Here is a 22108-nt window from a genome sequence, read left to right as displayed (position 1 = left end):
CCTTCTAAACCATTCCACTTACATCAAGAAAGGTCACTTTAATAATTCCTTCCTTCTTCTCCAGATTTTCAATCGCTTCTTGTGAAACCACCTGATCCGTCTCTACTACCATAACCGCAAAACCGCCTCGCTTGTCCCGGAACACCTGCATGGTCGCGATATTGATATCGCATTTGCTAAGCGCCGCAGCGACTTCCGTAATCCGGCCCGGCTGATCTACGTTCCGCACAATCAGCGTATTACTTTCTCCGCTGAAATGCACATCAATGCCATCCAGCTTGCTGACCCTGATCCGGCCTCCGCCAATGGAATACGCCTGGATCTTCATCGTCTTGACGCCCTCTGCTTCCATGATAATCTGAGCAGTATTGGGATGCGCCTCACGGATATCCTTCTCTGCAATCTGAAATTCCATCCCCATCTCTTTTGCAATCTCGAAGCTTTCCGGAATCCGCATATCGTCCGGCTTCATTCCCAGAAGTCCTGCGATCAACGCTTTATCTGTTCCGTGTCCTTTTCCTGTAGCCGCAAATGAGCCATGCAAATACACCTGTGCCTTGTCTGGCTGTCTGCCAAACAACTGCCTTGCAATCAGCCCAATCCTTGCCGCCCCCGCCGTGTGAGAACTGGATGGACCAACCATTACCGGTCCCAAAATATCAAATATACTTGCCATACCTGTCCCTCTCTTTTCCTATACTTACCTGTCTCTTCTTTCATTATACTGGTATTATTCCCGGTTGACAATGAATAGTTGAATGTTGTAAATTTCATCTGAATGTGCTAACATGAGGTACGCTGAAATATCATTTCATTCAAATATATGCAAATTTTATTACGAGGGAGTGTATACAATGAACAAAAAAGAAGTCCTCGAGATTCGAAAACAGTTTACTCCGGAAAACTGTGCAATCACCCGAATCTGCGGATGCTATGTGGATCACGAAAAAGAGAAAAAAACCGAATTAAAAAAAGCCTTTCTCTCTCTTCCTGAGGAAGAAGCCTTTAAATATTTTGACATTTTCCGCCACACTTTATCCGGTACTATTGGAAAAAATCTAATTAATATGGAATTTCCTCTCGATCAGGAGCTTCCCGGCGGCACACAGGAATTCCTGTTAAAACTTCGTGACAGCAAACTGGAAGATGATCTGCTGATTGAAGAATTCTATGACAAAATTATTGAAAACTATGTTTATGCCGAGAATTATTACATCATTCTCATCCACGCAGTCTACGATGTCCCAGGTAAAGCGTCTGACGGCATGGAAATGTTCGACGCATCTGACACTGTATACGAGCATATTATGTGCAGCCTCTGTCCGGTGAATCTGACCAAGGCCGGACTTACTTACAACGCAGAAACGAATAATATCGAAGACCGGATTCGCGACTGGATCGTAGAAGCGCCGATGAAAGGCTTTTTATTCCCTGCCTTCCAGGACCGCGCCAGTGATGTCCACAATATTCTTTACTATTCCAAAAAGCCGGAAGATTTGCAGCCGGAGTTGATCGCCAACGTACTTGGCAGCACGATTCCACTGACCGCCAAGGATCAGAAAACTTCTTTCCAGGCCATTGTCAGCGATACCCTTGGCGAAGAGTGCGACTACGAAGTTATCCGCAATATCCACGACAATCTCAACGAGATGATCGAGGAAAGCAAAGAAGCGCCGGAACCTCTGGAGCTTGCCAAACCAGATGTCAAACGTCTCCTTCAAAAAAGCGGGGTTTCTCCTGAGCGCATGGAAGTCTTTGACAAGGAATTTGAAGAAATCGCCGGAGAAAAAAGTACTTTTATGGCCTCCAATATTGCCAGCGTAAAGACATTCCAGATTGAAACACCGGACGTAATTGTCAAGGTAAATCCTGAAAGATCCGACCTTGTTGAAACTCGCGAAATCGACGGACGCCGATGTCTGGTAATCGCAATCGATAATCATCTGGAAGTCAACGGAATTGAAGTTTTTTAAAAAAATTTTTTTAAAAAATTACAAAAAGTATTTGCCAAAAATCTCATTTTATGGTATGATACTTTTTGTCGAGCGGAGATGGCGGAATGGCAGACGCGCTAGATTCAGGTTCTAGTGGGAGTTATCCTGTGAGGGTTCAAGTCCCTTTCTCCGCATCTTGATTAAGATGGAGGATTCCTTGAAAACACAAGGATTCCTCTTATTTTTTTATTTACATTAAGCGGTAATATTAAGCTGCTATGAAAATAATTATATTTTATCTATTTATACCACCACTTATATCCACAACTCTTACATTTAAATTGACTTCTGGCAGTTTTACTAAATATCCCAAAACCAACTGCTCCTAGTGTTTTACTCGTTGCAGAAATCTCCTTGATATTCGCCGATCTACATATCGGGCATTTAAGAATGATGGGAGGGATATAGTCAACTGGATCAGTTAATTCCATACTTAAGCGTTTCATTTTCTTTTTATAAGAGTCCGTCGAATAACCACATTCAATACAATGATCTATTACACCTAAGTATTCTTTGTTGCATTTGGGACATATTTTAAAAGAAGGTTCTTCACTTTTTGGATTGTTATCAGCAAATCCACATACTGGACAAAACGTAACATCACCATAAAACACCTTTTTACATCTTGGGCATTGCTTCATTCATCATCACCATTTCTTTTAAATTAGTATTTGTTATACCATATATAATAAATACTAGCCGACTGTATTATTTTATATAAAATCTCTCTCGCAAAAGTTGATTCTTTCCTATCGAATAGGCGGCTAAGGATTGCCTTTATTAACTAGGCAAAGAGATTCAATAAAAAGAAAAATATACTGTCGCCCTCCATCAAGACCACGCTGCACTAACACTCCTGATTTCAGTTGATGTAATATATAAATGTAGTGTATACTATGGGTATAAAATAAAGATTGGTGATACGGATATGAAAATAGACATTTCAAATAAATTAAGTGAAATCGAACGATACAAGGAAAAATGCGAAGAATGGAAGAAGAATCATTTGGTTTGGAATCCTTTTCATAAGGATCTCCTTTTTCGATTAAGCTGGAACTCTAATTCATTGGAAGGGAATACCCTATCTTTGGAAGAAACCATTCAAGTTATTGAATATGATGAAGTGCGATCTGGTCATACTTTTACAGAATATCAAGAAGCAAAAACTATGTATGCAGCACTTTCTCAAAAAATGACATTTAAAGGGAATACAAAGATTGACTTGCAATGGATAAAAGATACAAACTATCTGATTATGCAAAAGGATGGTGAATTTCGAAAAGAGGATGTGTATATAGGGACACCAGTGGAAGTCGTGTATTACCCTCCAAAATATCAAAAGGTTCCTGAATTGATGAAAAGGTATACAGAAGATCTCCCAATACCAGAAACAATACAGGCGAAAGATGTGATCGCACATGTGGCCAGAAAGCATATTGAATTTGAACGTATTCACCCATTTAAGGATGGAAATGGAAGAACCGGAAGAGTCATTATGCATCAACAGTTATTAAATCAAGGAATACTTCCGGCAATCATCAAGGATCAGTCAAAATATAGACAGGCATTTAGAAGATATGACAAAAACGGGGAAACATCTTTGATGGAGTATGTGATTGCAGAAGGAATTTTGGAAACATATCATAGATTGGAAAATGTGTATGAAAAATTTTTGTGCCGAGATACGAATGAAATTATTAAGTGTAATAGCTATGTAGAAGAACCGAAATTAATAGAAGAGTAATCTATGAAACAATGTATGGAACGTACCGCTACATGTATGCCGGAACGAAAATTAGATAAAAAGCTAGACCGTTAATTTTTCTTTTTTATAGAAGACCTCTTGGCAAAAACCGAGAGGTCTTTCTGTTTCGATAAAAAAGGCAATCGGTCTTCGCCAAAACCAATTGCCTTTTTGCTAAATCAACCTTCTCTATTCTTCTCTTTCCACGCCTTAATCTGCGTTACTTGCCGCAATCTTCACCCGGCTCCACAGATCTCCCATGATTTTCTTCATATCTTCATTGTAGACAAATACTTCATCCTTCGGATTGTCTATTCGCGGAATATAGGCATCGATTCCTTCGTAATCGCCGCCCTCGCCGTAAATATCATCCATAACCTCCTTGTTTGCAGAAGTATAACCGACGTAGCTGGAATTATCATATGCTCCGGCATAATCGCTGGCGTAATTGATAAATGCATGCGCGAGCTCTGGATTCTTCGCATTCTTCGGAATGACCATCGCATCAGACCAAAGATTCGTTCCAGTCTTCGGCATGTAATATCGCATGTTCTCATTTTCATCCATAACATAGGTTGCATCCCCGGAATAAATCAATCCCAAAGCCTTCCGGCCTTGTGCCATGTTGTCAATGATCTCGTCTGTTACAATCTCCGTATCCATGGTTTCTACACACTGAACCAGCCACTCATAAGCCTCCTGAATCTCCTGCTCATCGGTAGTGTTCATGGAATATCCCAAAGCCTTTAACGCCATCATAAAGGAGTCACGTTCGGAGTCATAGAGGTAGACGTCTCCTTTGTATTTTTCATCCAAGAAGATACCGAATCCCTCTTCTTCCAGATCCTTGATATCAACTTTCGTCTTGTCATATACAATACCAACGGTTCCCCAGAAATATGGCACCGAATACTCATTATCGGGATCGTACGGCAGACCTTTCACCGCATCTGCCAGCTTGTCCATACAAGTCAGCTTGGAGTGATCAAGCTTCTGCAGAAGATCTTCCTGAATCAGACGCTCAATCATATAATCACTCGGCACCAGAAGATCATAAGGCTCTTTATTCGCCACTTTGATGTACATCTGTTCATTGGAATCAAAGTTCTCCTGTATCACCGTCGCCCCGGTTTCTTTTTCAAAGTCTGCGATAATATTTTCTCCGGTATATTCTCCCCAATTGTAAATATGAAGCGTCTGCCCTTCAAATGGTCTTTCTTCTTTGCTTCCGCCAAATTTCACAAATACAACCAACAATACCGCCGCTGCTGTCACCAGGATTCCCGGCAGAATTCTGCGTTTTTTAATCTCTTCTTTCTTCCGCCTCTTTGCAGACAGAACCGGCGCCAGATTAATAACCAGAAGCATGAATGTAATAATCAGTACCATACAAGTCGAAATCGCATTGATACTTGGATTGACTCGTTTGCTCATGGTATACACAATGATACTTAGGTTCTTTACACCGCCGCCCGTTACAAAATAAGAGATAATAAAATCATCAATGGACATGGTAAATGCAATCAGTCCACCGGAGATAATTCCCGGCATAATCTGAGGCACAATAACCTTGCGAAGCGCCTGCCACGGTGTAGCCCCCAGATCCATTGCCGCATCCGCAAGGTTGGGATCCAGCTGTTTGATCTTTGGCATCACCGAAAGCATAACATAAGGAATACAAAACGCAACATGCGCAAGCAGCATGGTCATATATCCCTTTTCCACTTTAAACGTAATAAACAACAGCATAAAACCGATTGCCGTGACAATCTCCGGATTCATCATCGGAAGATTATTGACCTGATCCATCAGATTCCGGATCACCTTCTTCGATTTACTAAGCCCAATTGCCGCGATCGTTCCCGCGATCGTAGAAATCACTGTAGCAAGAATGGCCACACTGAATGTCGTGTAAAGCGCCTCCTTCATATCCTGCGATTCCAGCATATGCTGATACCATCGAAGAGAAAATCCGGTAAAACTGGTCAGTGATTTTCCATCATTAAAGGAAAAAATAATCATATACGCAATCGGAAGATAGAAGAAGATGATCATCAGAACCATCAACACTTTTCCAAATGGCCGTTTTCCTTTGTTCTGCATGATTACTCCTCCTTTCCACCCTGATTACGAATCTCAACTTTGCGCACTACCATCATAAGCAGCATCATAATCACTGCCATAATCATAGAAATCGCGCTTCCAAAGTTCCATTCACCTACGGTAATAAACTGGTTTTCAATCATATTTCCGATAAGGAAATACCGTCCTCCGCCCAAAAGCTTCGGGATGAAGAAGGAACTTACCGCCGGAAGGAATACCAGTGTAATTCCATTGATCACTCCCGGAAGAGACAATGGAAGCGTAATGCGCCGGAAGGTCTGAATCGGACTGGCTCCTAAATCTGCACTAGCCTCCAGAAGAGAATTGTCCATCTTTGACAGCGACGTCTGAATCTGCAAAATCATAAAGGGAAGGAAGTTGTACACCATTCCAAGAAGAACAGCTCCTTCCGTGTATAGAAGATCCGTATTTCCCAGTCCGAAAATCTGCAGTACCTTCTGAATCAGCCCCCCCTCACTGAGCATTCCGATCCACGCATAGGTACGCACCAGCATATTAATCCACATCGGAAGCGTGATACACAAGATCAGTGCATTCTGTACCTTTTCCTTACTTTTTGCAATGAAATATGCCACCGGGTAACCCAGAAGCAGACAGATGAGAGTTGTCTTCACCGCAATCAGAAGGGAACGCCAAAGTATCAGCAGGAAGTCCGGGTCGGTAAAGAACTTCACATAATGCTCCAGCGTAAAGGAGAACGATATAATACTGTTGCCGTGTTCCATCACAGAATAGAGCCCAATCAGCCCCATCGGAAGCACCAGCATGAATACCGCCCAAATAATATATGGCAGCGCCAGCTGCGAGAATTTCTTCATTAGTATGTCACCTTAGACATCACATGGATGTCTTCCGGGAAGAATGTCAGGCCGACCTCTTGACCTTCTTCCGTATAGTCCGTCGTATGAATCTTAAATTCCCGTCCGGGAGTCGAGAAGGTAATCGGATAGACACCTTCTATTACCTCGTCCGCATCAAAATCATAGTCCACACTGATATCCACGCTCTGCTCTTCATCACTGAGCTTCCATCCCTGCGCATTTGCCCAGGTCTTCAGATCCGTGTCAAGCGCCTGCGACTCTCTGATTTCATCTACCGTCTTAATGAAGTTAAACGCCATTACCGCCTCGTTTGCTTTCTCGTTCTTTACGAACGGCTGATCCACCACAAAAATCGTACACTCAATACTCGTTCCATTGGAAGTCGTAAAGGCAACCGGATACTGTCCTTCTTCCTCTTCCAGTTCATATTCCACACTGGCGATAGATATATACTCATCACTTTCTACATCCCACGCCTGAGCATTGGCAAGGGCAATAATCTCTTTGTCATCCATCTGCGCCACATCATCAATATCAATGTAGAAATTATTGGCGCTGATCTTCTCGCTTCCATCTTCACTGGTTACGTCGTGGTTGCGGATCACCCGCATATTTACCGTCACACGGGTACCCGGAACGGTCTCGACCATGATCTCATAATGCACTCCTTTAAAGAGAACACTAAGCACCTCACCCGTCATCTTTCCGTCCTTCACATCCACAATATCAATGTCCTCCGGACGAATCACCACATCCACTTTTTCATTTTCACGGAATCCAAAATCCACGCAATCAAATACGATATCGTCAAACTGTACCTTATAATCCTCCAGCATCGTTCCCGACAAGATATTGCTCTCTCCGATAAAGTTTGCCACAAACCGATTGGCCGGCTCATTGTAAATATCCTGCGGAGACCCTACCTGCTGAATCTCACCGTTTTTCATAACCACGATCTTATCTGACATAGTAAGCGCCTCTTCCTGATCATGGGTAACAAAGATAAAGGTAATTCCAACCTCCTGCTGGATCCGCTTCAACTCGTACTGCATTTCTTTCCGAAGCTTTAAGTCCAAAGCCGCCAGCGGCTCATCCAGAAGCAGCACTTTCGGCTCGTTAACCAAAGCTCTTGCAATCGCCACTCTCTGCTGCTGTCCTCCTGACAATAAGGTAGTATTCTTATCTTCATACCCTTCCAGACCGATCAGACGAAGCATTTTCATCACCTTCTGATCAATCACGTCCTTACTTACTTTTTTGATTTTCAAGCCAAAGGCAATATTTTCGTATACACTCAAATGCGGGAACAGTGCATATTTCTGAAATACCGTATTCAGTTCCCGCTCATAGGGCGGTTTCTTACTGATTTCTCCTCCCGCAAAAATCACCTTTCCTTCGTCTGCATCTAAAAAGCCGCCCAGAATCCGAAGCAGTGTCGTCTTTCCACATCCACTTGGTCCTAGAAGGGTTACAAATTCATTTTCATAAATGTCCAGATTAATCCCCTTCAATACAATCTGGTTATCAAATTGTTTCACGATTCCGCGAAACTCAATAATCTTGTTTTCCTCCATCTCGCATCTCCTTCCCTGTGCCGAAATCTCAGTTCTTCCCCAGCCTTCTTTGCACATCTTTTGTATTTAAAACATGGGCGGCGTTGTAATCCACAACACTTTCGCCTCAGCGTTTCCATGATTATACAGGTAATGACTCTTATCCCCGTTCATATAAAACGTCTCCTTCGCCTTCACCTTATACTTTTTGCTTCCCTGCACAATGGTAATGCAGCCCTTTAACACATAGCCAAACTCTTCTCCTTGATAGGACAGCATCTCCTGACTCCTTCCGTGAGGCTGAAGCGTCAGCAAAATAGGCTCCATCTGATTTTTCTGTGCATTGGGAATCACCCATTCGATCTGATACTCATCCTGCTCATCCACAAAGAAATCCTGACTGGAAAATACGATCTGCCTCTCCTCTTCCTCATGGAAAAACTCGGACAGATTGCTTCCTAACGCCTCCACAATATCCGCCAGCGTCGCAATACTTGGCGTTGTCAGATTCCGCTCAACCTGGGAGAGGAACCCTTTGGTAAGCTCGCTTCTTGAGGCCAGATCTCCAAGGGTCAGATCATTCTGCAGACGCAGCTCTTTTAATTTCTTTCCAATGTCCACCAAATCACCTCTAGTTTTCTAATACTATACTTTCTGTTAAAAAATATCGAACGCTTTTATTATACATATTCCAGTAGAAAATGCAATGGATGTGCGCAAAAAAATTGCCGCAAAGCCTTTCTATCCTCTAGGCTTTGCAGCAACTTATGCAGTATTCATTTATCTGAAGTCTACCACCATACGATATTTCCTGTTTTTCTGGGCGCTGTCCTCTGGTAATGAACCGCAGGATACCCAAGCAGCATACAGCAGGATACTGGGATCCCTTCAATATCCAGCCATTTTTTCAAAACCGGACTGTTCTCAATCACACGCATCATATATCCACTGTACAGAGCCCCCGCTCCTTCTGCCACTGCCATATTTTCAATATTGGCAGCCGCCAGCCCTCCGTCTAATAAGTTCCGGGAGGCAATCACTAAAAAGGATGTGGTATTAAAAAAGAAGGTATCATTCGCCGGATCCTTCTGATGGCGCAGATAGAAAAGTTCAAATGCTCTTGCATAGTCAGGCGCCGTCTCTCTTAACCGTTCCACTACATTTGGCATCTCCTGCCACACCAGATCTTTGAATTCCTCAAGCCGATCCTGAATCAAAATAAAGCGACAGGCCTGCCGATTCTTCGCTGTTGCTGTATAGCGTCCCGCATCCAGAATCCTTGAAAGCTTTTCTTCTTCAATTGGTTCCTCTTTAAACCGCCGAATACTTCTCCTGAATTTTACAGCACGCAGGAAATTTTCCGGCGCCACTGTAAAGTCTTCTTCCCTGTATTCTTCCACATCGTCCATATCATATTCCGGAATAGATACCGCCCTCACCGGACAGATCGCCACGCAGTGTCCGCAGTGAATACAGTCTCTGACATATTCCGCCTTTCCTTCTACCAGCTTAAGCGCCCTTCCCGGACAATCCGCCACACAAGCGCCACATCCGGTACATCGTTCTGTTAAAATCTCAATCATCTTTCCCTTCTCCTTTCTTCAACCGTTTCTTTTCACAGGCTTTTGCCAGCCAGTTATGTTCCTCCATCATCCGTTCCATCTGCTCCAGATTCTGATCCGAATGCTCGACTTCTCTGGAATACCGATACACAAGCTCTACAATATCTTCCACTTGAAGTTCCTTCTCATTCTTCTTCCATCTTGCGGCCATCAGCTGATAGATACAACGAACACTGCTTACCGCCATCTGCACCTTGCTGTAAACCCGCCCGTCATAGACCGCTCCGCAAAAGTAGGTAAAGATAAAATACACCAAAAGCTGCTCGCACTTTATCTCCCAATCCGGCATATGATGCGCCATCCATTCATCGAATTCTTCAAAAATACTGCGAAAACCTTCGCTGCCCTGTCCGTACAGAATCGCCTGAGACTCTAGAAGAAGAGATTGCCACTGTGGTCTTAAAAGCTCTAAAAAATGCAGCTCTTCCAACATCTGCCATTCTAGATAATGTCGCCGCTTCAGACAATTTTGATATTCCTGCAGCGCTTTCTCCACATATAAGAAAGCCTCTGGTCTCTGATAACGTTCAAACAATTCTTCACACGCAAATATCCGCTCCCGGTCAACCCGGCTTTGAATATCATGGGCAAGTCCCAGTATCAGTCCGGCTCTGACTTCAACTGAAAGTTCACGGTTCTGCAAAATCTGTATCATCGTACTTCTGGCATCCACCAGCATGGAATATAGGAACGGATCAAACTCTTCGTATTCCTCCGATTTGTCCGTCTCACAATTCAGAAATCGCACCGGTTCTTTCTTATTTAAAAGAATCCTTGCCACCTCCGGACAGGATACCGACAGCGTTATCTCTCTTACTCCCTCAAATTCCTCGATATGCCGCGGATAGAGCCTGCACGTACGGCACAGGCTTTCGCCGCCTAGATTCTTATAAATTTCACATAGATTCTGTTCATCCAGGCAAGCGCATCTACGCTCCTTTGACTGCCGAAAGGTTCCATCCAGCCAGCAAATCGCCTTGTGAAGCTGCTTCCGAAAAGGTCCCTTGACCTTTCCATAACGTATCAGTGATCTTCGATCGATCATAATTTTCCACCCGGCACAGCAGGTATCCTCACACCTATCCGCCATGCAGGCAAATTCTTCATAATAATCGGGAACTATATACAGCATCTGCTCTCTTCCTATTCTATCTTTTTCTATTTCTTTCTATCTCTTCTTTTCTATCTTCGTTTTCTTCGGCCTTTTCTTCTCTATTTTACTCCATCCTTAGTTCATACTCTCCCTGAACCTTTCCAAGAATGGTTCCGAAGCACCTGAAATCATCTTCTTCTGTTACCCTTACATCCGGATCCATCACATTCAAAGCTTTCAAAATCCGCTCACCACCCACATGATAGAGCCGCCTGATATAGCACGCATCATTGAGGTAGAACACGCCCATCTCATTATGGCCGGTTGGCCGCCTCCCCAATGCAACAATATCATATTTCTTAAAAACCGGTTCGTAACGATCAATTTGAATCTGAAAACAAAAATCGGCTTCTTTGGGGATACTGCCCTCTGGAACATACAGCACATGTCGATGCTCCTGTAATATAAAGCCGGTATTCTTCAATCTCTCCCCTGGCTTCCAACATGGATAATGATCCCATCCGTGCCGTTCCAATCTCTGATACTCTTCATCAATAACCATATTCACAACTTCTTTACCCGCATCGGACAGCTTTCGATACTTGTCGATCGACTCCTGCTCTCTCTCTGGCACCATCCCGTCACACAGCGTACGAACCATCTGATCCGACAGATAGTCTCGATACAGATAATTGGCATCTACCTGTAATGTCGCCATCAACGCAATCAATATTTCTTTTTTGGGATAACTAACACTGTTTTCATAATTCGCAATCGCAGAGGGCGTGATACCAACCTGATTTGCAAGTTCGCTTCTAGACATATCCAATTCCCGCCGGCGTTCCTGGATTCTTGAACCTACTCCCATAAAAATCCTCCTAGTCTCCCACTTTTATATTTTCATTATATTACAAGATTCTTGGAATTTCAATCTTTATTTTTGCAAGAATCTTGTAAAATCGATTGACTTTTCTGACAAACTATCGTAAACTGATATCGTCATCAAAATTGTAAGGTTGTACCGGCGTAAAGACTTACTTTGGGTACGGAGGGATCATGGATAAAAGACAGAAGATCATCCTGATGATTAAAGATGCTGATCCGGGACAGCTGAAATGCATCTATGAATTTATAAAAGCCCTGCTTGGCCATTCCTAGTCGCAAGGGCTTTTCAACATTTTCTGAAGAAGCTTCCACTCTGCATCTGTCATTTTGGAAAGCTTTAGGATCAACTGTTTTTTAAATGAATCCGAATCTTCGCGCAGCAACTGTCCAAACCATTTCGACAGTTCTACATCGGGATTACTGTCTAGATACATTTCCCCGATTCCTGTGCGAAGCCATTCCTCATTTACGTTAAACTCACGACACATAGCACGTACAATCGCATCAATCGGATTACGGCCACTCGTCTCGTAAGTGGCAATTGTATTTCTAGATACACCGATTCGCTTTGCGAATTCCTGTTGTGTAAGTCCGGCATTCTGCCTGATTAATTTGATACGTTTTTTCAATTATCCCGTCATCCTTTCCGGTTCATATCGCAGATTCGTATTATATCATAGGTAATGGTACGGTATTTTTACGCCATTGTCAACAAAAATTATGTCATTTTTTGTTGTATTACAACACTCATTAGTTGCATTATTATATTTTTTCATGTAAAACAAAATGGAATGGGAGGCATCAATCATGAAAACAAGCACGGTGGATATCTTGCTCAGCATCGGAATTCCAGCCGGCGTCAAAGGGTTTAATTATATCTGTGACGCTATGGAAATCTTCGATAGCGATCCGTATTATGCGGACGGAAAAATCTGTGCATTATATCACGACATTGCTCAAAAACACAACACTACTTCATCCAGGGTCGAGCGCGCTATGCGTCACGCATTTGAAACCGCCCTTCTCAAAGGTGCCCCGGAAAAAGTAGACTACTATCTCGATCAGGTCAATACACAGAATTCCAATCTTCTGCGCACACTCTATATCCGAATCAAACAGGATCAGCAGCGCAAAGTCGAGGAACACCAAGAACCTGTCTGCACTTCCAAAAATTGTGCTATCCGTCAGCAGATCTACCAGGAAGTCATCGATCACCTTGCACAGGAACTGGATCTTGTCATTGAAAAATTCTCCATAGCAGGTATATAACGGATGATAAAAAAACAAATATTTACGATCAAACAACAGCCCGGCACATAGAAAATTGTACCGGGCTGTTGTTCTTCTATCACATTTTATAAGTTTCTATCATATTCGGCGACTACCTCTTACAAAGACTCCTCTTCCCCCAGGCGAACCTTTTCCATCTTCCCGGCCAGGTCCTCATCCACATGATCGAATAGATACGTCTTCACACTCTCCCGGCGAGCCTTGGCTTCCTCTCTGATCGCCGCTTCCACATATCGCACCTCTTCTAAGAACTCTCTGGCAGAAATCAGGGTTCCGCCCTGTCCCAGCGTCACTACCTGCTCTACACCATCCGAGGTCGCAACGGTTACATGATATTTTCGTCCAATCTCGTGAACTACTTTTTCGATATACTGGTCGGCCGTCTCCGCCTCTTTCGTATATACCACATGAATATTGTGATACTTCTGAATCTCTAGAATATCGCCTTCTACATTATAGGCATCAAAGACCAGAATCATGGTGCACCGTTTGAACCCCTGATAATTACAGAGAATATCCATCAGCCTGCCACGCGCCGCTTCAATATTCACCTTCGCAAGCTCCCTTAAGTCTTCCCATGCATGAATAATGTTGTAACCATCCACCAGCAGATATTCTCTTAGATTTTCTTTCTGCTTCCCGGAAGTTTTGCCGGAAGAAGCGTGAATCTCTCTTCTCCACCCTGGCCGCTTACTTTCCACCTTCCCGTAAGTCCTCATAAAGATTTCTTCTAATTCTTTCTCTTCTTCCGGATCATAGCTTCCCCCATAGGAAGCGCCTCTTCGCCCGGCAGACACTGCCGTCCTTCCAGCCAAAGCTTCTGCATCCGTCTCTTCTTCCAATTCCCCTGCCAAAAATCGGGGAAGCCGACTTGCTATATGCATATGGTCAGGAACCTGATCCCAGGGCACATAAAATCCTGCCCCGTGAGAACAGAATACAGATCCTGTCGGATTCTCCATATCTCCTTGCGGATCGTAACCTACTTCCTGCTGTACTGCCTGCGCATTGTGACACGGCGCATATCCCTGGAACACCAAACTTAAGCTTCCCAGCCCCCTGGTAAAGCTAATGACTTCACGCTGGTATGCGCGCATCTCTGATACAGGCGCACTTCCGCTAATCACGGCAAATTCTCCTTCCGTCACCGGAGGGGCAAATTCTCCGTACATCCGCTGTATATCCGTAAGGGCGCGTCCTACCATCTCCTGAGGAACCGTCAGCCGGAATTCATAATAAGGCTCCAAAAGTACCGATTCTGCCTGCATCAGACCCTGGCGCACCGCCCGATACGTAGACTGGCGGAAATCTCCCCCTTCCGTATGCTTTAGATGCGCGCGCCCTGCTGCCAGCGTAATCTTCATATCCGTAATCTCTGCCCCAATCAAAACACCGCGATGCCGCTTTTCTCCAAGGTGTGTCAGAATCAGACGCTGCCAGTTCCGATCCAGCACATCCTCACTGCAGACCGTGTCAAATACCAGCCCACTTCCCGGACTTCCCGGCTCCAGAATCAAATGTACCTCTGCATAATGGCGAAGCGGTTCATAGTGACCAACCCCTTCCACCGTATTTTGAATCGTTTCCTTATAAACAATACTGCCGCTGTCAAAAGACACCCGGACACCAAAACGTTCCTCCACGACACTTTGCAGCACTTCCGTCTGCACCTCTCCCATCAGCTGTACATGGGTTTCCTCCAATTCTTCATCCCACACAACCCGAAGCATGGGATCTTCTTCCTCCAGCATACGCAAATGTTGGAGCATCGTATGTACATGTACATTTTCCGGAAACAGCACCCGGTAATTTAAAACCGGCTCCAGCTTCGGTGCTTCCGCCCGCCTCTCAGTTCCGATCCCCTCGCCGGGATATGTGTGGGTAAGCCCCGTTACTGCACAGATGTCTCCAGTCTCCGCCTGCTGTACCGTCTCATATTTTTCTCCTGAATAGATACGGATCTGGTTTACTTTTTCTTCCCACTTTTCTGCTTCCTCGCCGCTATTTTGTAACATGTCCTTTACATGCAGCATGCCATTTGTGATCTTAAGATGGGTCAACCGATTCCCCTGTCCATCCCTTGAGATCTTGAAGACCCGCGCACCAAATCCCTCTCCCTTAAACTTCCTGCAAGACGATTCTTCCACACCTCCTGCACGTCCCGTTGGATTCCAATGCGTGTAACGTTCCATTCCTGCCAGCAGCTCCTTCACCCCTTCAAGCTTCAATGCCGAGCCAAAATAGCAGGGAAACACCTTCCGCCTATGAATCAGCTCTGTTATCTTCTCATCCGACAATGCTCCCTCCTGCAGATAGGATTCCAAAGCCACCTCGTCGCACATAGCGATATTCTCGTAAAATTCCTCCAGGTCCTGCTTTTCTTCTATCAGATCAAATGCCGTAATCCCATCACTCAATGACTGCTTTAATTCCCCAAGCAAGCGATCTCTGTCCGTCCCTTCCTGATCCATCTTGTTCACGAATACAAACACCGGAACCCGATATCTTCGTAATAGTTTCCACAATGTTCTGGTATGTCCCTGCACACCATCCGCACCGCTGATCACGAGAATCGCACAGTCCAGCACCTGAAGCGTACGCTCCATTTCTGCTGAAAAGTCCACATGCCCAGGCGTGTCCAGAAGCGTCACCTTGGTATTCCCAAGCTCCAGCACCGCCTGCTTGGAGAATATGGTAATTCCCCGGTTCCGCTCCAAGACATGAGTATCCAGAAACGCGTCCTGATGATCCACCCTTCCCAGAGTACGGATCTTGCCGCTTAAGTATAAAATGCTCTCTGACAGCGTCGTCTTTCCGGCATCCACGTGGGCGAGAATGCCCAGTGTCATATATCTTCTAACTTCTCCCATAATTTTCTTCCTTTGATTTTCCCATTTCCTCCATGCTCTATTCCAATCCCAGCCGTGCTTTCAATTCACACATTCGCTGATAAAATTCCTGATAAAACTCCTGTCCATAAGGCGTCTGATAAAACGTCCGCAGAATATAAAGCTGAAAAATCCTCTGATTCTCATCATCCAGTGTCGCCATTGCTTTCTCACAGGTCTGTAGGAACGCATGCCACTGCAAAATGTATTTCTCATAGGAAGCAAGGTCGGGGATTCCCAACCATTTCTTCACCTTGATTTTGCTTCTGTCTTCCTTCCTGCACTCATGCACCTGAAGGAAATAGCGAAGTCCTTCCTCGCCGTAATAGCGTCCCAGAGGGAATAGTCTGCAGATTCCCGGACGGAACGAATGTACGCTGCACCGCCCATTCTGATCCAAGAAGGAACAGGTTTCTTCCTCTCCTGTCATTTTCAGATGGGGAAGGATCACTCCGTCTACAATCTTTAATTCGATCGCGCTTCCCATTAGCTCTTCAAAGGTCTTTCCAAGTCCCTGACACAGATTTGCAATGTCCAATGGATCCAGTACCACCGCCTCCATGTTTTGGCAGCAGGCCGAACACCCTTCACAATCCCGACAATCCGCCTTGACCATATCATTCGCCGTATAAAGGCGCCCGTCAGAAATCTCTTCTAATCGGATATTCCTTCTCATAAACTCACCCCCTCCTTCGCGATTTTCTCACCGTCATTTTCTTCACCACTTAGGTGTACCACTATAAAATCACGATTCAAAGCCTTTAGAATTTTCCCAAACAGATCTTCGTTTTGAATCTTCAGACTGGAGGTGTTCACACAAGGGTGACATCCTATATAATCCTCCCTCAATAACTCTTCATCCACCAGAAGCTTTACCTTCTGGTCTGTATCGAACAGCAACGCCAGTACGGTCGCTGAGCCCGGCGTCACATGTAGATATTCCTCCATATCCTCTCCTGATGCGAAGGACAGTCTTGTCGTAGGAATCTGTGCGGATAATTCCTTCGTCCGAAGCGGCTTTTCTCCAGGCAAAAGCAAAAGATAATACTCTGTCTTCCTTCGATTACATAAAAACAGGTTCTTACACATGGAGACTCCCAATGCCTGATCAATCTCTTTGCATGCCTCAATCGTCGCAGCCGCCTCATGGTCTGCCCTCTCATAATCTATTCCAAGTAAATCCAGGAATTCATAGACCTTCTGCTCTCTTTCACTTCGCCCAGACATCTGCTCCGGACGTCCATGGTATACGTTCACGCTATCCCTCCTCTGCCTCTTTTACAAATACGTATTCACGATCCAAAGATAATTCTTCTCTGAAGCGATACCTCAGCCGATCGAATCTCTTCACCTCTTCCGGATCCTCAATTTGATGCTCTGCAAGAAAGCGCACCATCTCACCTCTTGCCATCTTCGCCTGTGTCCCCTTCTGCACAATCTTTCCACCCTTCCACTCTCCAAATACACACGTAATCATCCGATCCTGATCCGTCAAATATTTTTCCACTGCTTTGGAATACTCTTTCGATGCGAGATTCAAAATCAGGCGATCCTCTCCCTTCACTTCCAAATACAATCGCTCTCCCCAAAATGCATACAGATTGCTACATCCTTCCAAAGCCGCCTTCGCCTGCATCTCAAGACGATAAGGCGTCACACCGTCTAACGGCTTAAGCGCACCATAGAAGCCTGATAGAATCCGAAGATGTTCCTGTACATACGCCCATTCTTTCTCAGAAAACACTTCCGGCGCCATATACTGGTACTGAATCCCTTCATAGGAAATTAACGCAGGGGTCAGCCCTTTCTTCAAATCCATCTCCTGAAACCGCTGATAATTCAGCTTCGCAAGTTTATCATTACAGCCCCACAGCTTCTTGACCTCCTCATAGGACAAGCTCTTTATATATTCTTTTAATGTTTCTGCCTTCTCTATAAAAACCGGCAGCCCCTGACAGGCAAATGTATCCGTATCTACATTCATTTTTTTCGCCGGAGAAATGATAATCCTCATAATGTCTCTCTCCTTTCATTTATTTATCCTATCATATCCTGTGTCCTCCGGTCAAAGGCATTTAATTGTCAGTTATTTTTAACTTTATTTTATTTTTTTCTAATTTTCTATTGACATTTCCTTATTTATGAGATATTATAAGATCAACAAAAGAAAAGGAGGACGGACCACCAAAAACATAAGCTTTTAACTCAAAAAATAGAAAAGAGAGGTAAGTTCCATTGGACGAGATAATTTAAAAATCCACTGTATTTATAAAATAGTAAGTACAGTGGATTTCTTGTGTGTTCTTTTATTTCTGCCAATCACTTTGTTTTTCAGTTTTCGGTCAATGCGCCTTTGAATTCAGTAAATAGGCGGTTACCTTCGCCAAAGGCCGTGGGGGCCAACTGTGCCAGACGGCGAAGCAGTCCCACATCTACCAAATAATTCTTGAAAGCAGACAAGTCATCGTAAGCTGCAATCAGCAGGCCGGGAGCTGAACTGCGATAAATTTTATGCACCAAACGGGCATCCACCAGCCATTGCAAAGCATTCTCGTACTCACGGGCTCGTGCGCCTTCCTTGAGCACTTTATAGATGAACTTCCTGTTCTCCCTTGCCAGTTGAGAAGGAACAGACTTCCAGATCATTGAGATTTTCGGAAACTCGCTGAGATTAGAATGTTTTGCAAAGTCACGCTCATAGGCTCCAATGATTCCGGACAATGCTTTCTGCATGGCAGAAACATCCCGTGCCTCTGTCCACGTCCTTGGTTGTTTCAAAAAATTGCTTATATTCTTCGTTTTCGTCGAAGTTAAAGTAAGCTGTATTTTCATAACAGCGTCTGCCGAACTCTGTCAGAACCCAAGTCTTACCCACCTGACGTACGCCCTTCAAGATTAAAGGCTTGCGGTAGGGAGAATTCTTCCAATCCAGTAACTTTTTTAAGATAAATCGTTCCATAGAATCACTCCTCACATTTTTATTGGAGTTTTATGTTTTATAATCACACTTTTATCAAAATTTCGTTTTTCAGATCAACGAAAAACTCCACAATGCAAAACAGGGATTTGCCATAACAACGAAAAGGAGCGCTTCATCTTGAAACGCTCCTTCTTTTTCCCTCTCTTCTTACTTATTTTGCAAGCATCATCCTGTCGTTTGCGAATTCACCGCCGCTTGCTTCTTCAAATTTCGCTAACAGGTCTGATACATGCAGCTTCTTTTTTTCCTCTCCTGACACATCGTAAATCACGCGTCCTTCGTGCATCATAATCAAACGATTGCCGTGTGCAATGGCATCCTTCATATTATGGGTTACCATCATAGCTGTCAGTCCATTTTCTGCAATAATCTTATCCGAAATCTCTAAAACCTTTGCCGCTGTCTTCGGATCTAACGCTGCCGTATGCTCATCTAGAAGAAGAAGCTTAGGTTTTTTAAGCGCTGCCATAAGAAGTGTGATAGCCTGACGCTGTCCTCCGGATAAGAGTCCTACCTTACTTCCCATGCGATCCTCCAGTCCCAGATTCAATTCCGCCAGTTTTTTGCGGAACGCTTCTCTCTGAGCCTTTGAAATGCCCCATCGAAGACTTCTTCGTTCTCCCCTTCTTGCTGCAATCGCCATATTTTCTTCAATTCCCATGGTTGCCGCCGTTCCAATCATCGGATCCTGGAACACCCGTCCAAGATATGCCGCCCGCTTATGTTCTGACAGACGGGTAATATCTTTTCCATCAATCAGGATCTTTCCCCGATCCACCGGCCAGGTCCCTGCAATGGCATTTAACGTCGTCGATTTCCCGGCTCCATTTCCGCCGATGATGGTCACAAAATCCCCTTCATTTAACTGAAGATTTACGCCGTCCAGCGCCACCTTCTCATTGATTGTCCCAATATTGAACGTCTTATGTAAATCCTGAATTTCAAGCATGTATCCCATTATCCTGCCATCCTCCGTTTCACCGCATATTTTTCTTTCAGATATGGTACTGCCAGGAAGCACGCCACAACAACTGCTGAGAATAATTTCATATAATCAGAGGGCATCTTAAGCCACAGTACCAGTGCATATGCCACGTAGTAAAGAATCGCTCCTACAAATACTGCCATCAATGTATAAGCAAATGCCAGCTTTCTTCCGGCACACAGTTTTCCGAAAATCACTTCACTGATAATGACCGCAGCCAGACCGATAACGATGGCTCCGCGGCCTGCGTTAACGTCTGCCGCCCCCTGATACTGAGCATAAATTCCACCGCATAATCCCACCAAACCGTTGGAGATCATAAGCGCCGCCACTTTCATGGAATTGGTGTTAATTCCCTGCGCACGCGCCATCTGTGCATTACATCCTGTCGCACGAATGGCAGAGCCAATCTCGGTTCCGAACATCCAATAAACGACCGCCACTAAAACCAGGCATCCTAGAATCAGTTTTGCAAAGAATATCACCCGATCGTCTGCCGTGACATATCGAAGGGACGCCACCAGATTTTCCTGTCCAAGTCCGATACTTTGGTTTGACTTTCCCATAATTCCAAGGTTTACAGAATAAAGTGCGATCTGTGTCAGAATACTTGCCAAAATCCCCGGAATCCCAAGCGCCGTATGCAAGAATCCGGTTACGAATCCTGCTGCCATGCCTGCCAGGAAGGAAAAGACAAGCGCTGCAGCCGGGTGCATGCCTCCCTGGATCAGCATCACGGCAACTGCTCCGCCTGTCGCCAGTGAACCATCTACCGTCAAATCTGCAAAATCCAGAATCCGAAATGTAATATACACTCCAAGCGCCATAATTCCCCATATGAGTCCCTGTGCCACATTGCCCGGCAGCGCCCTTAAAAGGGCGGTCGGATCCAATGATCCCAAATATTCCATCACCATGTCTTTCTTCTTCCTTTCCTCTCATTCTCTATTCCGGTTTTTCTATTTCCCTGCGTTCGCTCCTCTGCATTCCACTCTCTGCTATCTATTCCTCTGTCGGAATGGCTTCGTATCCTTCCGGCACGGTAATTCCAAGCTCCTTGCAGATCTCCTCGTTGTACTCTTTGACCACCTTTGGTGCTCCTTCAATCTCCATCTTGGTAATATCTTCACCCTCTGCCAGAATCTTATAAGCCATCTCTCCAGCTTTGTATCCGATATCATAGTAGCTAATGGAAAGAGTTGCAATTCCGCATCCAGAGCAGATTCCCTCTTCTCCTGCAATAACCGGAACCTTTGCCGGAACACATACATTCTTTACAATATCTGTATTTGCTGCAATCGTATTGTCCGTCGGAACGTAAATGGCATCACAGTTCTCAACCGCACTGGATACGACTGACTGAATTTCATTGGAGTCTGCTGCTGTGTATTCTTCACACTTCACACCCTTTTCTTCCATCGCTTCCTGATACAATTCTGCCTGATATTTAGAGTTTGGCTCGGCTGAACAATACAGGATTCCTATCGTCTTCGCATCCGGAACCAGCTCCAGTGTCATCTCTGCCTGTTCCTCAATCGGCGCCAGATCACTGGTTCCCGTAATATTTACACCTGTCACTCCAGTCCAGTCATCTATCTCTAAGGCTGTTGCATAATCCGTAATAGAGGTTCCTACGATTGGAATATCCGCCGTTGCCTGTGCTGCTGTCTGAAGCGGAAGCGTTGCATTTGCAAGAATCAAATCTACATCTGATGAGACGAAATTATTCACGATGGTGCTGCACATCGCCTGCTCTCCCTGTGCATTCTGAAGATCGAACTTCACCTTATCCTCTCCAAATTTCTCTTTACAGGCATCCTGGAAGCCTTTCGTCGCTTCATCAAGCGCCGCATGCTCCATCATCTGGCAGATGCCGATCTGATAGATTTTATCGGAATCCGCCTTGGCCTTTTTATCACTATTGCCAGATTCTGAACCACCGCAGGCGGTCATGGATGCTGCCAGTGCCATTGTCATAAGTATTGCTGCCATTCTCTTTTTCATGTAAGTTTCCTCCCTTATTTCCTTTCTTCTTCGTCTTATCACTTCATTGCTTGAAAGTTTCAAACTTTAATGTGTGAAAGTTTTTTTGATAGTGCTTATTATAGCACGAAAAAAAGATCTGTCAA

19 protein-coding genes, 1 tRNA gene and 2 pseudogenes are annotated in these 22108 nt (G+C 44.5%); 4 read left to right on the top strand and 18 right to left on the bottom strand.

Annotation, left to right across the window (positions count from 1 at the left end):
- Positions 1-4 precede the first annotated feature (4 nt).
- On the bottom strand, positions 5-676 hold the full coding sequence (sdaAB, locus tag C0979_RS10700; RefSeq protein WP_101695972.1) for an L-serine ammonia-lyase, iron-sulfur-dependent subunit beta: 672 nt from the start codon (positions 674-676) through the stop codon (positions 5-7).
- Between the two features lie 178 nt (positions 677-854).
- On the opposite strand from sdaAB, the gene C0979_RS10695 reads away from it, so the two are divergent.
- Positions 855-1973 carry a DUF4317 domain-containing protein gene (locus tag C0979_RS10695; protein ID WP_101695971.1) on the top strand — a complete coding sequence of 373 codons (1119 nt, stop codon included), beginning with the start codon at positions 855-857 and terminating at the stop codon, positions 1971-1973.
- 72 nt (positions 1974-2045) lie between these two features.
- A tRNA-Leu gene (locus tag C0979_RS10690) sits at positions 2046-2128 on the top strand.
- A 105-nt stretch (positions 2129-2233) separates the two neighbouring features.
- Here C0979_RS10690 and C0979_RS10685 read toward each other — a convergent pair.
- A complete protein-coding gene (locus tag C0979_RS10685) occupies positions 2234-2635 on the bottom strand; it encodes a hypothetical protein (protein ID WP_101695970.1) in 402 nt (133 codons plus the stop codon).
- A 446-nt stretch (positions 2636-3081) separates the two neighbouring features.
- Here C0979_RS10685 and C0979_RS10680 point away from each other — a divergent pair, with 446 nt between their 5' ends.
- Positions 3082-3738 (top strand): Fic family protein, encoded by a 657-nt coding sequence (locus C0979_RS10680; RefSeq protein WP_159459877.1) that lies wholly within the window; start codon positions 3082-3084, stop codon positions 3736-3738.
- 210 nt (positions 3739-3948) lie between these two features.
- Here C0979_RS10680 and C0979_RS10675 read toward each other — a convergent pair whose 3' ends face one another.
- From C0979_RS10675 to C0979_RS10640, 8 genes and pseudogenes are all read right to left on the bottom strand, one after another.
- Positions 3949-5841 (bottom strand): extracellular solute-binding protein, encoded by a 1893-nt coding sequence (locus tag C0979_RS10675; RefSeq protein ID WP_101695968.1) that lies wholly within the window; start codon positions 5839-5841, stop codon positions 3949-3951.
- Positions 5842-5843: 2 nt separating this feature from the next.
- Positions 5844-6680 (bottom strand): ABC transporter permease, encoded by an 837-nt coding sequence (locus tag C0979_RS10670; protein WP_101695967.1) that lies wholly within the window; start codon positions 6678-6680, stop codon positions 5844-5846.
- A 497-nt stretch (positions 6681-7177) separates the two neighbouring features.
- A pseudogene (locus tag C0979_RS12225) lies at positions 7178-8257 on the bottom strand (ABC transporter ATP-binding protein); the annotation flags it as partial.
- Between the two features lie 66 nt (positions 8258-8323).
- Entirely contained in the window at positions 8324-8857 is a 534-nt protein-coding gene (locus C0979_RS10660) for a type II toxin-antitoxin system RelB family anti-toxin (RefSeq protein WP_101695965.1), read from the bottom strand.
- A gap of 170 nt (positions 8858-9027) precedes the next feature.
- Positions 9028-9819, bottom strand: a complete 792-nt coding sequence (locus C0979_RS10655; protein ID WP_101695964.1) for a nitroreductase family protein — start codon at positions 9817-9819, stop codon at positions 9028-9030.
- The gene (gene fliB, locus C0979_RS10650) at positions 9812-10990 is read right to left on the bottom strand and encodes a flagellin lysine-N-methylase (RefSeq protein ID WP_101695963.1); all 1179 of its coding nucleotides are present in this window, start codon (positions 10988-10990) and stop codon (positions 9812-9814) included. Before fliB ends, C0979_RS10655 begins: the two co-directional genes overlap by 8 nt.
- 85 nt (positions 10991-11075) lie before the next feature.
- Positions 11076-11819 carry a helix-turn-helix domain-containing protein gene (locus C0979_RS10645; RefSeq protein ID WP_101695962.1) on the bottom strand — a complete coding sequence of 248 codons (744 nt, stop codon included), beginning with the start codon at positions 11817-11819 and terminating at the stop codon, positions 11076-11078.
- A 286-nt stretch (positions 11820-12105) separates the two neighbouring features.
- Positions 12106-12465, bottom strand: coding sequence for a helix-turn-helix transcriptional regulator (locus C0979_RS10640; protein ID WP_101695961.1), 360 nt, complete (start codon positions 12463-12465; stop codon positions 12106-12108).
- A gap of 178 nt (positions 12466-12643) precedes the next feature.
- On the opposite strand from C0979_RS10640, the gene C0979_RS10635 reads away from it, so the two are divergent.
- Positions 12644-13105, top strand: a complete 462-nt coding sequence (locus C0979_RS10635) for a sporulation initiation factor Spo0A C-terminal domain-containing protein (RefSeq protein ID WP_101695960.1) — start codon at positions 12644-12646, stop codon at positions 13103-13105.
- 119 nt (positions 13106-13224) lie between these two features.
- On the opposite strand, the gene C0979_RS10630 is transcribed toward C0979_RS10635, so the two are convergent.
- The 8 genes and pseudogenes from C0979_RS10630 to C0979_RS10595 form a co-directional block, all read right to left on the bottom strand.
- A complete protein-coding gene (locus C0979_RS10630) occupies positions 13225-15996 on the bottom strand; it encodes a translation factor GTPase family protein (RefSeq protein ID WP_101695959.1) in 2772 nt (923 codons plus the stop codon).
- A gap of 37 nt (positions 15997-16033) precedes the next feature.
- Complete coding sequence (locus C0979_RS10625) at positions 16034-16690, bottom strand: YkgJ family cysteine cluster protein (RefSeq protein WP_101695958.1); 657 nt, start codon at positions 16688-16690, stop codon at positions 16034-16036.
- The gene (locus C0979_RS10620) at positions 16687-17271 is read right to left on the bottom strand and encodes a prolyl-tRNA synthetase associated domain-containing protein (RefSeq protein WP_101695957.1); all 585 of its coding nucleotides are present in this window, start codon (positions 17269-17271) and stop codon (positions 16687-16689) included. Before C0979_RS10620 ends, C0979_RS10625 begins: the two co-directional genes overlap by 4 nt.
- Before the next feature lies 1 nt (position 17272).
- Positions 17273-18028 (bottom strand): peroxide stress protein YaaA, encoded by a 756-nt coding sequence (yaaA, locus tag C0979_RS10615; protein ID WP_101695956.1) that lies wholly within the window; start codon positions 18026-18028, stop codon positions 17273-17275.
- Between the two features lie 320 nt (positions 18029-18348).
- Positions 18349-18973, bottom strand: a pseudogene (locus C0979_RS12405) (DUF4143 domain-containing protein); the annotation flags it as partial.
- 172 nt (positions 18974-19145) lie between these two features.
- Entirely contained in the window at positions 19146-19943 is a 798-nt protein-coding gene (locus C0979_RS10605) for an ABC transporter ATP-binding protein (RefSeq protein WP_173814954.1), read from the bottom strand.
- A gap of 8 nt (positions 19944-19951) precedes the next feature.
- The gene (locus C0979_RS10600; protein ID WP_101696020.1) at positions 19952-20890 is read right to left on the bottom strand and encodes an ABC transporter permease; all 939 of its coding nucleotides are present in this window, start codon (positions 20888-20890) and stop codon (positions 19952-19954) included.
- 91 nt (positions 20891-20981) lie between these two features.
- Positions 20982-21983, bottom strand: a complete 1002-nt coding sequence (locus C0979_RS10595; RefSeq protein WP_101695954.1) for an ABC transporter substrate-binding protein — start codon at positions 21981-21983, stop codon at positions 20982-20984.
- Between the last annotated feature and the right edge of the window lie 125 nt (positions 21984-22108).

Origin of the sequence: Dorea phocaeensis (assembly GCF_900240315.1) — a bacterium.
Taxonomy (GTDB): domain Bacteria; phylum Bacillota; class Clostridia; order Lachnospirales; family Lachnospiraceae; genus Dorea_B; species Dorea_B phocaeensis.
The sequence above is the reverse complement of the archived record's forward strand: the minus strand, read 5'-3'. Positions and strand labels throughout refer to the sequence as shown.